The following is a 14,062-nucleotide window of genomic DNA, read 5'->3' on the forward strand; positions in this document are numbered from 1 at the left end:
CGAGAAGATCGATCTTCTCGCCCGTTTTTGTGTGGGGTGGGGTAGCGCGCTGTGTGGCGCATGCCGTAGCGGGTCGCAGGCCGCAAGCTGCGTATCGCCGCGTGTCGCCGCCGCGGGTCGCCGCGCGAACTGCTAGCGCTTTGGGGCCTGATCGGTGCCCAGGACTACGGTGATGTCCACGTCAGTCGGGTAGGAGCCGTCGTTTGCCTTGATGTTGGCGGTAGGGATGTCCAGTGCTTTTGCAACGCCAACGGCCTTTGCCAGGCCCGTACGCGTGCCGTCGTAGATGATAATCGAGTCGGTTGGATGCTCCAGAGAGCTGTCGGCGTAAGCGGTGTAACCCTTAGTCTTCAGGATGCCAGCCTTCTGAGCTGCAAGCCCTTGAACGTCGGTACCATTGAGCACGGCAACTTCTCCGGTGTAGTCCGGCTTGATGCTGTCGATAGCTGAAGGGTCTCCTCCAACGGTACCCACAACGCCTGTGGTTTCGTCAGCACTTGCATCCTCCAGTGGAGGCAGCGCCTGGTTTACGCGATCCATCATGGTCTTCCACGCGCTCTTATCGACAATCTCATACCACACATCATCAATGAGCTCGGACGTCGTCGGCGTACGTGCGGAATACATATCCTTGGATGTATCCATGCCCCTGAACGACATGGCCAGTCCCACAATATCGGTAACGTTGAAGTCAGTAGTCACGCTCTCGGCCATGGTAGACACGGCACCGGACATAGAAACGGGGTCCAGCTGCAGGACTTTCTTGGCAATGGCCGTCAAAATCATGCGCTGGTTAGCCGCGCGGTAGAAGTCGCCGGCGCCGTAGTTGTCGTATGCGTGGCGGCTGCGAGAAAGGCCGAGCGCTTGCTGGCCGTTGAGCTGTTGCTCGCCAGCGGGAAGGTCGATACCTGAGTACTGCATGTCAGAAACAGCAACGGGCAGGTTGACCGTAATGCCGCCAATAGAGTCCACAATCTTGGTGAACGACTCAAAGTCTACCTCGGCATAGTGCGAGATGTTGACGTTTGCCAGCTTGGAAACGGCCTCGACCATTCCGGATGCGCCGCCATAGCTGTATGCGGAGTTGATCTTCTGCTTTCCGTGTTCTCCCAGGTCAACCATAGTGTCTCGGGGGATGGAAATCAGAGTAATCTTCTTGTTTTTGGGGTCCACGCGAGCCAGAATGATAGTGTCGGCGCGGAAGTTTGCGTCGGAATCACCCCAGTTCTCTGCGCGACCCTCGTCCTTATCCACGCCCAGAAGCAGCATGTAGAACGGGTCAGACGGTGCAACCTGTACCAGCGTGGCCTGCAGGTTTGCATCCAAGCCCTGGCGAAGTTTTGAGTTGGTATCCAGCATCCACCACGCAAATGCTACGCCTGCTACCAGCAGCAACGTGCCCAGAATGCCCGCAAAGATCTTCAGACCACGACCGCGAGAAGAACCTTGGCGCTTCTTGGAATATGCGCCCACGCCTTCGGCGCGAGAAGGCGCATGGCTGACGGCACCCGCTCGATGTGCAGCAAAGTGGGTGTGTTTTTGCTGCTGAGCTGGGGCTTCTTCAGGCCACTCGTCGCCGACATTGGTCTGGCCAATCAAAGGCTCGCGCGTAAACCTGGAGCCGTGGGATTCGTGATTGTTGCGTGCAGAACTTGCACCTGCGCTTCGAACGCTGCCCAGCGTGCGAGGCTGATATGCGCCCTGATTATAAGCGTCATAATCGTCCTGTGCGAAGTCCCCTGTATCGTACTCAGGGGTATCTTCGTACCTATCACGGCTGTTGTGACCGCGATTCTGAGATGAATGTGACCTTCTGGCCATTGGGGCTCCTTTGTGTTTAATCTGTGTTTTGCCCAATGCGTTTTGTCAAACATCTACTATACGCAATTTTGCGATTTCGTGCTGTAAGGAAACAAACCTGCCACAAAAATCCCCGCTTCAACGTGTGAAGCGGGGACGTGTGCGAGAAACCCCGTGGAGCCTCACAAACTAGACGGGTTTCTCGCCAAGGAAATACGAGTATTTTTTGTTTGCACAGAATAAGAAGACTTTTTGGCGCGCGCAATCTCTCGTGATGTTAATGGCTGGTTGAAGGTATTATTAATAGTAATAAATTCGTGGTAGAGATATGTGCCCATACGTGCAGTAGTGCGCGCCGGTGCAGAATCTAAGAATGACCGGGAAACCGGAGAAGCGGAGTCATGCATGAGCGAGTCCAGGCCCAAGCAGTTTGTTGCAGTTCTAGACTTTGGTGCCCAGTACGGCCAGTTAATTGCACGTCGCGTTCGCGATCTTAACGTCTACTCCGAGATTGTTCCTTGTGATATTTCTGCAGATGAGCTTCGTGAGCTCAATCCATCTGCACTCATTTTGTCCGGCGGCCCTGCTTCTGTTTACGCGCAGGATGCGCCAAAGATTGACCCAGAGATTCTGGAGCTTGGCCTTCCTGTCTTTGGTTTCTGCTATGGACAGCAGATTATGGCGGTTACCCTTGGTGGCACCGTTGGACATACCGAGAAGGGCGAGTATGGCCCAGCTCATCTAACCCGCGCGGGGGAGAGCCGCATCTTTGACGGCACTGCTGAGCAGCAGACCGTTTGGATGAGCCACCGCGATGCAGTGTCTGAGGTCCCAGAGGGCTTTACCGTTACCGCTTCTACTGATGTTTGCCCTATTGCTGCTATGGAAAACGCTGCTAAGAACCTGTATTCCACTCAGTTCCATCCAGAGGTTAACCACACCGAGTGTGGTTCTCAGATGCTTTCTAACTTCCTGTTCAAGATCTGCGGTTTTGAGAAGACTTGGACCATGGACAACATCATTGAGCAGAAGGTAGAGGAGATTTGCCAGAAGGTTGGTAACGGCCGCGTTATTTTGGCGCTTTCCGGCGGCGTTGACTCTTCTGTTGTCGCAGCTCTTGTTCACCGTGCTATCGGTGATCAGCTTACCTGCGTGTTTGTGAATCATGGCATGCTCCGTAAGGGCGAGCCAGAGATGGTTGAACAGGTTTTCCGCAAGCAGTTCAACGTGCCTCTGATTCACGTTCACGCAGAGGAGCGCTACGCTAAGCTTCTGGCTGGCGTTACCGAGCCAGAGATGAAGCGTCGCCTTATTGGTACCGAGTTCTGGAAGGTCTTCTTTGACGAGGCCCAGAAGCTGGACGGCGTTCAGTTCCTGGCACAGGGCACTATCTACCCTGACATTATTGAGTCGGGTGCTCGTAAGACCGGCGGCAAGGCTGCAACCATCAAGAGCCACCATAACCTGATTCCATTCCCAGAAGGCGTTCACTTTGACCTGATTGAGCCTCTGGATCACTTCTTCAAGGACGAGGTCCGCGCGTTGGGCGTTTCTCTTGGTCTGCCAGAGAACCTTGTCTACAGGCAGCCATTCCCAGGTCCTGGCCTTGCTATCCGCATCATTGGCGACGTTACCCCAGAAAAGCTGGAGATTCTTCGCAACGCTGACGCTATTGTCCGTGAAGAGATTGACGCCTACAACGCCCAGCTTTTTGACGAGACAGGCGATCGTAACTCCGAGCACAGTGTTTGGCAGTACTTTGCTGTGCTACCCGACATTAAATCCGTTGGTGTAATGGGTGACGAGCGCACGTATGCTCGTCCAGTTATCCTGCGCGCCGTTGAGTCCAGCGACGCTATGACCGCTGACTGGGCAAAGCTTCCTTACGAGCTGCTGACTCGCATTTCTTCTAGGATTGTCAGCGAAGTTGCCGGCGTTAACCGCGTGGCTTATGACATCACTCCAAAGCCACCTGCGACCATTGAGTGGGAGTAGGACGACAGGGTTCTGACCTGCGATTTTGAGTGCCGCACTATGCCGCTGAGTTTCGTTTCGTACGAGAGTCATGACAAAGCCACCAGCGACGGAGATGAGTAAAAGCGATTAAAGAGCCTCCGTTCCCTGCGTTGGGACGGAGGCTCTTTCTTTGCCGTTTTACTCCCTTGTCTCCGTTCGGGGATTATTTCTTGCTCATTTAGGGCTATTCGCGCTGAAAGATTTTGACTAGCTTGGTGTCCTTTATTTCGTAGACAATGTCTGCGACGTTCTCGACCAGCCTCTTATCGTGGGAGACGAACACTATCGTTCCGGCATAGGCGCTCATCATCTGCTCGAGGGCTTCGGCGCTCTTGATGTCCAGGTAATTTCCAGGCTCGTCCATGAGCAAGATGTTGTATCTGCCCAGCAGCATCTTCGCGAGTAGCAGCTTGATGACTTCGCCTCCCGAGAGAACGCCAACGTCCTTTGTCAGGTCGCGCGGTCCGATTCCCATAGAGGCGAGGATGCCTCGAATTTCGGTCATGCTGTACTCGCAACCATCCTGCATGAACGAGATCGCAGACTGACGGGCGTCGAACTTGTAGCCTGTTTGCTCGAAGTAACCGATCTCTGCCTTGGGAGAGATGTTGATACCGTCGGCGCGTCGAGCGATTGCCTTCAGCAGGCTGGTCTTTCCTGTACCGTTGCCACCGGTGATGGCCACTTTGGCACCGAGCGGTATCTCGAATTTCGCGTGGTCATAGAGCATGCAGTTGCCGAAGCTCAAGCTGAAATCGTCTGCCGAGATGGGAAATTTACTATGCAGTTCCAGGGCCTTGCTCTGGCGGAACCGCACGGCGCGAATGCTATCTGGGGCCTCAATCCCTTCGAGCGCTTCGAGGCGCTTCTCCATGTCCTTAGCCGCCTGGTACATCCTCTTCTGTTTGGTGCCGGTTGCTTTCTGATGCCCCAATCGACCTGCATACTCGTTGCTTTTTTTCGCAGCCTTCCGCTTGGCGTCGACCTGCCGTGCTTTTTTCCGTTGTTTTTCGATGGCGGCTTCGAGGCGATCGCGCTCGCGCATCGCCTCTTCGTATCGAGTCGCCTGAGCTTTGCGCTCTTCTTCTTTCTGTCGCAGATAGTCGGAGTAGTCACCCCAGAATTCGGAAATACCGCCGTCTTTGAGCTCCCAGATCTTGTCTACCACCTGGTCGAGAAAATGACGGTCATGGCTCACGATGAGCAGAGCCCCATCAAATGCCTTGAGTTGTCCGACGAGAAGGCGGATGCCGTCTTGGTCGAGGTGGCTCGTAGGCTCGTCGGCGAAGATCGCGCTTGCATGCTGGGAGAGTGCAGAGGCAATCTTGGCGCGTGTTTCCTCCCCGCCGCTCATCGTCTCCTGCGCCACTCCGGCGACGTTGAGACGGGAGAGCATCTCACCACTGTCCTGAGCCGCATCAAGGTCGAGTTCATCGAGTTGGCCGATGAGGGCAATGCTGCCGAAGCGCCTGACGTCGGCGTCCGCAATGGTAAGATTGCCGCTCAGAATTTTAAGCAGGCTGGTTTTGCCTGCGCCATTGTCTCCCACCAAGCCGATGCGATCGTAGGAGTAGATTTCCAACTCTTCGATATCCAGGATATCGCGGCCGGCATATTCCAAAAAGATGTCTTTAGCTTTGACTATGAGTTCCATAGGTTGAACCGCCTTTTGTGTATTAGCCTTTTACTGGAAGCGCAGCCATGCCAAAAAAGATTGCTCACGTCGATTTTTCGCCTTTGCCCAATTGCCGGCGCGAGCGTTTTGACCTTGCGCAAGCCGGCAAATCCGAAAATGATAGTTGGCGACGAATAAGGAGCGCGATGTGGGATGTCGGCGCAATACCTCGTCGTCGCAAGGGCTTGAAGGCTGACGCGTGAACCGATGGCTGCCGCCTCTTTTTTTCGAATACTTGGGCTATTGAATCCGCCCGGTATCTCTTTTCCCCACGTTTCGGACGCTCGGAGCAAGCAGCATAGCCATCGCAAGCAGTACCATGGTCGCTCCAGAGCCGACGAACCATAACGGAGCTCCAAGCAGATCCGCAAAAACGGAGGGGGCCGCGAGGCCCATGGGCATGGCCCACGCCATGATGGTTCCGTAGAGGCCGAAAACGCGGCCTAGGTACTCAGGAGGTATCTGCTCCTGCATAAGGGCAGTCTGGGTTCCCGCGTACAACGGGGAGCATGCGCCCATAAGAAAGCTCGCCGGTAGGAAAACGGCGAACAGCGACGGGCCGATCAATCCGGATGCGATTGCGACGACGCCGAAGCCGGCGATCGCGGCGACCATGGTGAGCGACCTATTGCGGAACCCTCCCGTGGCCGCCAAAATGCCGGACCCAGCCAGCATGCCTGCGGAGAAAAGGACCTCCACCAAAGCAGCATCCCCCGTGCTACCGCCAAAATGTCCCAAGGTCATTATTGGGAACAATGCCGCGAGTGGGGAGAACGCGAAAGCGAAGACGAACCCGCACCAAAGAAGGGCGAACAGCCCCCTGTATCCCCTGATCAGCTTGTAGCCGTCCGAAATCTCAGAGAAAAGTTCTCGAACTTTATTGGAAAAGGACGAGCTGCGGTCGGCTTCGTCGAGTCCTCCTGCGTCTATCTGAGCGGCGAGGACAGCTAGAGAAGCGAAAAGCGCCCCCAGCACGTCGAGGGCAATCATGGCGGTAATGCCCGCCACAGGATAAATCACTGCCGCGAGCGCGGCGCCAAGAATGTATCCGGCGGACTGAATCGCCTGCATCACTCCCGATAGGCGAACGAGATGCTCTGGCGGGGCGAGATGGGGCGTGAGGGATTGGGAGGCCGGCGTGTAGAACGAAGTGCCAGCTGCGCGGAGAAACAGGGCGATGAGTATTGACCACGCAGGTAAGCTGCCGGCCAACGAGGCAATCGCCAAGGCGGCGCCCACCGCGGCAACGAAGAGGTCGGCGCCGATGAGAACACGTTTCAAAGGCAGCCTGTCGACAACGGCGCCCGCAAGGACTCCGAACAAAGCAATCGGCAGAAAGCCTGCTAACGATGCCAGGGAGAGGAGGGAAGATGATTCTGTCGTGAGGGCGATATGCCAAATGAGACCCATTTGGAGAATCAAGCTCGTCAATGTCGACACGAGCTCCCCGCCCCATACGAAACAAATCTTAAATTGCCATGAATGGCACAGCGAAACAGACCTGCGCCGAGAGGTTTCAAATATCATGGTTATGTCCAATCGTGAAATGGCGTGCAGAAAAACAACGCGACGCCACAACAGCGCCGCTTTCTAGGCGCTCATCCACGTGCGGAAAAGACCAACCACGACACCCCTCCTTTGTTAATTCGGTCTGGCAAACCATGTAATATTAACGAGGCTTGAGTTTGCCTGTCAAGAATCGACCATCGGAAAGGGCAATCCTCTCTGGCCATTCGATTCCTTTTGTATCTTTGGTTGCATAGGTGACCCGCCAGGGCTATTACGCGTGGAAGAGGCGCCTGCCGAGCTGGCCGATGAGGCGCTGAAGATGGCCCTGGTCAGGCGAAACGATCCCAAGGGATGCGTACATCATTCGGATAGTAAGAATGTTGCCAGCAGGTTTTGCGGCAACCGCAAAGGAGCCGTATCCTGCAGCTGGAATCACGTTGCAGCATCCTGACCCGCATTCCGATTGGCGGACGGCCCGCTTCGGCATCCTGACCAGCACAGCGATCGAGCCTTGTCATTCCTTGGATATGCCGGTTGCTCGGGGCGGTCCCGACGGAGGCCCTCGCCTCCCCGGTCCGTGACCCAAGAAGGGCAAGCATGCTGATCTGCATGGCTGGTTCCTCCTTTATGTAGACGACCATGCAAAGAAGGGACAACCGAGGAGGCAGGTTACTGATGCGGGCTCCCGCACGCCCATGACTACCCGACGGGCTGTTTTTCATCTCCGATGCCCGCATTGCAGCATGAACGAATGTGCCTCGACATCTCTGCTGGCATGGTACGACTGGGATCGCACCTCGACGCATCCTTGCGCATACTGCCTTCCAAGTTTCGAAACCGGGAAGGAAAGTGTATGTGAGCGACGATATCGGCGCCGATTCGACGCTCGAGAGGGAGATTGCGCCGATTCTATCCATCGGGGATGCATTCCCGAAGATTCTCATCACTCGCACGAGGCATGAGCCCCATACCCGGGAGGGCGTGCTCGTGCTGAATTTCGCGAGGTGGCTGCTTGGCGGGTAGGGTTCTGAACGTCGCATTGGGATATCGCGCGACAGGGCACGCAGGGCTGTTTGTGCCCGCACGGGAAACGCCGTCGCCATGCGGGCGGCCTGTCGTGTCCGATTAGCCTTTTGCTAAACAGGCTTACGCCAACTCATGGGCAAGCCACCTGAGACTATTCACTTTGCTTATCGTTGACAAAGACCTGTGGCCTGCGGTTTTGTGAACGGCTCGTAAGCCACCCGCGTCGACTCACTTACTGTTGAAGCTGGTGGTTTGCAGGCTCAAAGGCGGTTGAGTTTCAAAACGGGCGTTTTTCGGCGATATCGAGCCTCCAAAGGCGGCTCTCCGTGCCCCTTGGGACAAAAATAAAAACTCAATACTCTGAGTTTGAAAATGGTTTTTGAAGTTGTCCCAGCTTTTGTCCCCGAAGCCGATGAAACGCGACGTCGCGTCATTCAGCGGCACTCACTTCGAGATGCCGCCGAAAACTGGGTGCAACTGGAGTGACGAGACGGCAAAACTATAACCACCGAGTGGGAGTAGGCTGATAGGATTCTGACCTGCGATTTTGAGTGCCGCACTGTGCCGTTGAGTTTCGTTTCATATGTCAATCACGGCAAAGCCTCCAGCGACGGCGGTGAGTAAACTCGATGATCAAGCCTCCGTTCCCGTGCTGGGACGGAGGCTTTTTCTTTGCCGTTTTACTCCCTTTCACCTGCAGTTTTGCCATTTACTCCCCGTGTTTCAAGACGGCAAAGCACTGGGCGGTATTCGGGGGAACGGGAGTAAAGATTTATCCCAAGTGAGTGGACGCGCGGTTTTTGTCCCCAAGGGCGAAAAGGGGCCGTTTCGGGGTTCGTGAAACTCAAATCAAACTTAACGGGCATTTTTACGGTCTCCGTACGGCGTTTCCCCAGGTGGTTAATGGGGAGTTAAGATTCTTGCCATTTCAGGGAAAACGGAAGCAATCGGGTTCGGCTAAGGCGATTGAAATTACGGGAATTGCTGACGAATTCGTGAGGTGTTAGCATTTGGACAGCGCTTCAGCCGCACTAGATGGAATCCGTTACGTCAGGTCGAAAAATGTTTGGTGGAAAGCGCAAGGGCGGCTTGACAACGCTTTGCTCCTACAAAATCAAGAGGCTCAGAGAGAAAAGGCAGCTCACCCAGAAGCAGCTCGCGGAGCTCAGCGGCATCAGTGAGAGCGCAATGCGCAGCTATGAGTTGGGCGATCGTAAACCCAAGAAGGAAGTCCTGGAGCGTATTGCGATGGCGCTGGGGTCAGGTCGGGATACCTATCCGCACCGGAGTTCGGTCCTTCGATGGAGTTCTTCTATGCCCTGCTGGAGAACGACGAGCTGTATGGCTACGCCATCACCGAGATCAACGATCGTCCTGCCATCACCGGCGGCTTTATGATTGCTGGCATGAACTTCGACGGCTTCCTTAGGGACTGAAACAAGATGAAGAAGAAGCTTGATGTTAAGGAAATCACCCGTGAGGAATACGAGGATTGGAAGCAAGCCTATGACCCTGGCTATTGGGTGAATACCCTGACGGCAAGAGTCCTTGGACTGGAAAGTAGGGATAGTTTTGAAGGCGACAAGGATCGTAATTGACCAGTACCGTTCTATCGAGCACATTGATTTAACCATTCCCGAAGGAAAGCCCCTGGTCCTGTTCGGGCCGAACAACGCTGGTAAATCAAACATCATTTCCGCCATCTCTCGCATACTCGGAGAGCGTTTTGCACCATATATCGAGATGCAAGATAGTGATTTCTTCATGCGCGATAAAGCAAAGTATCCTAATGCCTGGATTGGGTGTCATTTTGATGCCCCATATCATAGAGACCGAAATGGTAATGAGTATTGCGAGTGCTACGTAAAGTATTGCAAAGAAGCATCCGAAAATACTTATTGCGACTCCCACGAGAAGAAGCTATACATCTCCAATGCGGACAGAAGTGCAATCCAGGCGTATCTCGTTGATGCCGAAAGAAGCATCGCCTATCAACTCAGCTACTCAAGTAAATACACCCTGTTGAGCAAGTTTTCCCATGCCGTTCATTCTGCGCTCAACGAGAATGACAAGGATTCCCTGGATAATGCCTTTCAGCAAATAAAAGATGTGTTTGAAGGCATCCCGGAGTATGCCTCCTTTGCTGGCCATTTCGCTGCGACAGTGCAAGATTCTGTCCAGGGATTTATACACAAGCTCGAGGTGGACTTCTCCGCTTATGATCCAAATAACTATGCCAACGCGATGAGAATACTGGCTAAAGAAGGAAATGACGTTCGCGCTTTCGAGGAGTTCGGTACTGGCGAACAACAAGTTTTGCTCATGGCGTTTGCTAAGGCATTCATGCAGACGTTTGGTTCTGACTCGATAGTTCTAGCACTCGAAGAGCCCGAGGCTCACCTGCATCCCTTGGCGCAACGTTGGCTTAAAGAGTACATTTATGATCTTTGTGATGGCGGCATCCAGGTCATCATTTCGACCCATTCAGCTGACTTTATCGATCCGGGCAACTTGGAGGGAGCAGTTAGAGTCTGGAAAGATAATCGGGGTATTACCGATGTTGTCCAATTGTCTCCTCAAGACCTGGTTGACCAGTGTGTAGCGATGGGTGTTCCAAGCAGCAAAGTGTCCGAAATCGGTATTTCTCGCTTCTATCAAGCAAAACTCAATTCTGAGATTACTAAAGGATTCTTCGCTAGCAAGATTCTTCTTGTTGAAGGTCCTACCGAAACGCAAGCACTCCCAATTTATTTCAAGAGAGCTGGCTTTTCACCGTCTGCCGCTGGCCTGGAAATTATCGGCTGCGGAGGAAAGGGCAATATCCCCTCCCTCTACCGACTATTCACCGCCTTCAGAATTGATTGCTTCTGCTTGTTTGACGGCGATGAATCGAAATGCAACAACAAAGAGCTTGCTGGGCTCTTGGGAATCAGTTCCATGAATCTTGGCACTTCTTCTTTCGAAGTTGGCGGCAACTATGCCTACTTCTCAAAAGATTTCGAAACAACGACAATGAACGAAATCCCCGATTACGAAACGTACGAAACAAGCGCGAAGACATATTACCGAATCAGTGGAAAGCCTGCCGTTGCACGCTTCGTTGCGGAGTTGTCTGGCCTAGTACCTCCATTTGTGAACGATTTGGTCACCGCTCTTAATTGCCCTATTGCAGCAGCACCGCAAGGCTTGGCTCCCGCCAATCAGGCGGCAGGACCTTCTTGGGCCTACTCGGATATCCCTTTTTAGCGCAAAACGTCCGAACGCCTTGAATAACTAACACAATGAGTATCGTTTGAGTACTCGGGTTTCCGAACACTAGTGTCTACTGTGCCCACGACACACAACCAGACGAAACCACGATTAACGACGATGCAAAAATAGGAATCCGAGTGGGAGTAAGCGATATATAGCGTTTCCGATTCCCTGACCTGTACCAACGGGCCAGGGACTTTTCATTTGGCAACCTGCAGGCAACCTTTGCAGCTTCGCGCCCCGTGAGATATCCATGCTTGCATTGTTGCGAACTTTGCGACAATGCAAGCATGAAACCAATCGAACCTTGGCGTGAACAGGGGACGTAGCCCTGTTCACGCCAAGACCTATCGCCGATCAATGCCCGCGATGCTTCTGCTTGCGCTTCAGATTTCTCTGCTCGAAGCGCGCCTCCGCCTCATCCGCGCGGCGCTGGCTTCTTGCTTGAACCGACTTCCGCTTCATCGCTTCCCGCTGTGCCGCGAGAGCCTGCTGCGCCTTGGTGCTCACCGCTGGCCGCTTGAGGGCTTTCGCCGCCTCACGGGCGCGCCGCTTGGGGTTCTTCGCGGGCTTGCTTGTTTCAGCGGCCTCGTCGCCGAAGAACGAGAGCTTCTCCCATTCGCTTGTAACGAATCGCAGGATCTCCTCATCGGACGGCTCCGCGCCGAAGACGATGCGGGCGACGCCGTACCTTCCGCCCCCGACGTGCTCCGCCAGCCCGACCCAGAATTGGCCGTCGTGATATACGGTCAGGGTGGACGACACGCTGATCTGCACGGTTGGTTCCTCCTTTATGTAGATGACCATGCAGAGAAGGGACAACCAAGGAGGCAGGTTACTGATGCGGACTCCCGCACGCCCACGACTACCCGACGGGGACTGTGTTTTCGTCTCTGATGTCCGCATTGTAGCACGCGCGGATTTACGGTGTTGATTGCCGGCGCCTAGACGGAGATGAAGGCGGTTCGATCTAGGTCAAGCCGGTCACTCGTTCATGAAGCGGCCGATGGCCGCGTTCATTAGTTCACGACTGATTCCCTGAAAATAAAAGGCGCCCATGAGGACACCTACAGGCTATCTTCGAACTACTTGATTTGGAGCAGACGGAGGAAAAAATAGGGCAGAATCGCTTTCACGATCCCGCCCCGCAAACCCGAGGGTTTCTAACTAGTAACTATTATGCAGCTAAACGCCCCATTGTCAATCCCGCGGGTTTTGGGTGCACACGCATTGATCGTGAACGGCGATACCCGCGCTGTTGGAAAGAGGGGCTACCCGAGCCAAGCCTTGAAGACCCTCGCGATGAAGTCGTGCGACGAGGTTATTACGGTGTTACTCGCGTACCAGTCGCCGTGAAGCTTGGATCTATCGGCAAGTGCGAGTAGCCTCTCGGGGGTTCCCTCCGCTTTCTCCCTGGGAACGAATCTAGAGTAGGCGTAAGCTAGAACGGCCATCTGCAGGATGCGCGGATTGCGCATCTTCGAGCGCCTGAGGCGCTTGGACATGCCGATTTCGCCGAGAGCCGCGGCCAACGGTGCCGGGTACCTCAGCTGCGGTGCGCTCAACGGAAAGCCAAGCCCGTTCACGATGGCGCTCGAATGCGCTGCGGCGTTTCGCAGCGAGTTCGCGCGCCTGAGCATGTAGTGTTCGTCCCTCATCCCGGAATCGCCCCACCGATTGGCGCAGAAGAGGTAAAAGTCGGCGAAGGCGCCGAAGGACGAAAGTTCAAGAAACACCCACGCCGGCATCTCGCCAATCGGGTACCTCGAGACGAGCGGTCCCAGGTAGGCATCGTTCTGCAGACGCCTGAGCTCGCCTTCCCTGCGGTTGCGGTCGCCGTGGTTGAGGGCGGCGAGGTAGTCGGAAAGGATCGAGTAGCCGTCCTCGCCTGGCTTCTCGGTAATGCGCTCGATTAGTCTGGTCTTCGCGGAGTTCTCCACATCGAGAGTCAGGGGCAGCAGGAAGCCGCGAAGCTCGCGATCGATGGCGGCGAGGTCGACAAGGTGCCCGAAGTCGAGCCCGGCGTATTGGCCGTCTCGCGGCCCGCCCACGCGTTTGGGGAACAGCACGCGGTAGGCAGCGAGTCTGAAATAGTGGTCTTGGCCGGTCAGGATGCGTGCGGCTTCCGCTTCGGCGCACAGCTCGAAGGAGACTCCCCTCTGCTTCAGGTGCATGATTTGCTGCTCTATTGTGAGGATGGGCTTCCTGTTTTGGCCGTCTGCCATCGTCAATCTCCTGTCATTGATTTGAGAATCCTATTCTACCAGCATGTTTGCCCTGAATCCTGAAGGCCCGTTCGCCAACTCATAAGCAAGCCACCTGAGACTACTCACTTTGTTCACGAATGGCGAAGACCTGCGACCTGGGGTTTTGCGAGCGGTGCGCAAGCCACCCGCGTTAATTCACTTGCGATTGCAGCTGGCGGCTTGCAGACTAAAGGGCGTTTGAGTTTCAAAACGGGCGTTTTCGTCGATATCGAACCTCTAAAGGCTGTCCGCCGTGCCCCTTGGGACAAAAACAAAAACTCAAGGCCCTGAGTTTGAAAATAGTTTTTGAAGTTGTCCCAGCTTTTGTCCCCGGGGCCGACGAAACGCGACATGGCGTCACCTGGCGGCACTCGGCTAGAGACGGCACTGAAAACTGGGCGCAACTGGAATGACAAGACGGCAGAAACGCTGCCACCGAGTGGGAATAGAACTTCGCGAAAAGATTTTAGAGGCTTGAATTGTCAAAGCAAGTGCAACGTTTGGTGATGGTAGACTTCCCAAGGGCACTTCCAACCCA

General features: G+C 54.7%; 10 protein-coding genes and 1 pseudogene. 6 read left to right on the top strand and 5 right to left on the bottom strand.

The features are described from left to right. Window positions 1–132 precede the first annotated feature (132 nt). Window positions 133–1,821 (bottom strand): LCP family protein, encoded by a 1,689-nt coding sequence (locus HMPREF1492_RS05835; protein WP_051479426.1) that lies wholly within the window; start codon window positions 1,819–1,821, stop codon window positions 133–135. A gap of 384 nt (window positions 1,822–2,205) precedes the next feature. Between HMPREF1492_RS05835 and guaA the strand changes: the two genes are divergently transcribed. Further along, a complete protein-coding gene (gene guaA, locus HMPREF1492_RS05840; protein WP_035436920.1) occupies window positions 2,206–3,795 on the top strand; it encodes a glutamine-hydrolyzing GMP synthase in 1,590 nt (529 codons plus the stop codon). A gap of 205 nt (window positions 3,796–4,000) precedes the next feature. Here the strand turns inward: guaA and abc-f are convergent, their stop codons facing one another. Both abc-f and HMPREF1492_RS05850 read right to left on the bottom strand, forming a co-directional pair. Next, window positions 4,001–5,470: a ribosomal protection-like ABC-F family protein gene (abc-f, locus tag HMPREF1492_RS05845; protein WP_005987409.1), complete on the bottom strand. Its 1,470-nt coding sequence runs from the start codon at window positions 5,468–5,470 to the stop codon at window positions 4,001–4,003. Window positions 5,471–5,731: 261 nt separating this feature from the next. Further along, complete coding sequence (locus HMPREF1492_RS05850; RefSeq protein ID WP_051479427.1) at window positions 5,732–7,018, bottom strand: MFS transporter; 1,287 nt, start codon at window positions 7,016–7,018, stop codon at window positions 5,732–5,734. Window positions 7,019–7,855: 837 nt separating this feature from the next. Here HMPREF1492_RS05850 and HMPREF1492_RS07645 point away from each other — a divergent pair. The 5 genes and pseudogenes from HMPREF1492_RS07645 to HMPREF1492_RS05860 all read left to right on the top strand — a co-directional run bounded on the left by HMPREF1492_RS07645 (window position 7,856) and on the right by HMPREF1492_RS05860 (window position 11,272). Next, window positions 7,856–8,023 (top strand): hypothetical protein, encoded by a 168-nt coding sequence (locus HMPREF1492_RS07645; protein ID WP_157966984.1) that lies wholly within the window; start codon window positions 7,856–7,858, stop codon window positions 8,021–8,023. Window positions 8,024–9,088: 1,065 nt separating this feature from the next. Continuing rightward, window positions 9,089–9,286: pseudogene (locus HMPREF1492_RS07885) on the top strand (helix-turn-helix domain-containing protein); the annotation flags it as partial. A 41-nt stretch (window positions 9,287–9,327) separates the two neighbouring features. Then, window positions 9,328–9,462 carry a hypothetical protein gene (locus HMPREF1492_RS07830; protein ID WP_286128150.1) on the top strand — a complete coding sequence of 45 codons (135 nt, stop codon included), beginning with the start codon at window positions 9,328–9,330 and terminating at the stop codon, window positions 9,460–9,462. 6 nt (window positions 9,463–9,468) lie between these two features. Continuing rightward, window positions 9,469–9,624, top strand: a complete 156-nt coding sequence (locus HMPREF1492_RS07650) for a hypothetical protein (protein WP_156924109.1) — start codon at window positions 9,469–9,471, stop codon at window positions 9,622–9,624. After that, complete coding sequence (locus tag HMPREF1492_RS05860) at window positions 9,599–11,272, top strand: ATP-dependent nuclease (protein WP_051479428.1); 1,674 nt, start codon at window positions 9,599–9,601, stop codon at window positions 11,270–11,272. The genes HMPREF1492_RS07650 and HMPREF1492_RS05860 overlap by 26 nt, the downstream gene beginning before the upstream one ends. 363 nt (window positions 11,273–11,635) lie before the next feature. On the opposite strand, the gene HMPREF1492_RS05865 is transcribed toward HMPREF1492_RS05860, so the two are convergent. Together HMPREF1492_RS05865 and HMPREF1492_RS05870 are read right to left on the bottom strand one after the other, a co-directional pair. Then, window positions 11,636–12,055: a YjdF family protein gene (locus tag HMPREF1492_RS05865; RefSeq protein WP_035436922.1), complete on the bottom strand. Its 420-nt coding sequence runs from the start codon at window positions 12,053–12,055 to the stop codon at window positions 11,636–11,638. Between the two features lie 494 nt (window positions 12,056–12,549). After that, window positions 12,550–13,503 (bottom strand): Abi family protein, encoded by a 954-nt coding sequence (locus tag HMPREF1492_RS05870; RefSeq protein ID WP_035436925.1) that lies wholly within the window; start codon window positions 13,501–13,503, stop codon window positions 12,550–12,552. Window positions 13,504–14,062: the final 559 nt, after the last annotated feature.

Source organism: Atopobium sp. BS2 (assembly GCF_000565075.1).
GTDB lineage: Bacteria > Actinomycetota > Coriobacteriia > Coriobacteriales > Atopobiaceae > Lancefieldella.

What these genes read in the sequence shown, in the direction of transcription:
- HMPREF1492_RS05850 (WP_051479427.1), bottom strand. Translation starts at nt 7,018, where the DNA reads ATGATATTTGAAACCTCTCGGCGCAGGTCTGTTTCGCTGTGCCATTCA.
- abc-f (WP_005987409.1), bottom strand. Translation starts at nt 5,470, where the DNA reads ATGGAACTCATAGTCAAAGCTAAAGACATCTTTTTGGAATATGCCGGC.
- HMPREF1492_RS07830 (WP_286128150.1), top strand. Translation starts at nt 9,328, where the DNA reads ATGGAGTTCTTCTATGCCCTGCTGGAGAACGACGAGCTGTATGGCTAC.
- HMPREF1492_RS07650 (WP_156924109.1), top strand. Translation starts at nt 9,469, where the DNA reads ATGAAGAAGAAGCTTGATGTTAAGGAAATCACCCGTGAGGAATACGAG.
- HMPREF1492_RS05835 (WP_051479426.1), bottom strand. Translation starts at nt 1,821, where the DNA reads ATGGCCAGAAGGTCACATTCATCTCAGAATCGCGGTCACAACAGCCGT.
- HMPREF1492_RS05870 (WP_035436925.1), bottom strand. Translation starts at nt 13,503, where the DNA reads ATGGCAGACGGCCAAAACAGGAAGCCCATCCTCACAATAGAGCAGCAA.
- guaA (WP_035436920.1), top strand. Translation starts at nt 2,206, where the DNA reads ATGAGCGAGTCCAGGCCCAAGCAGTTTGTTGCAGTTCTAGACTTTGGT.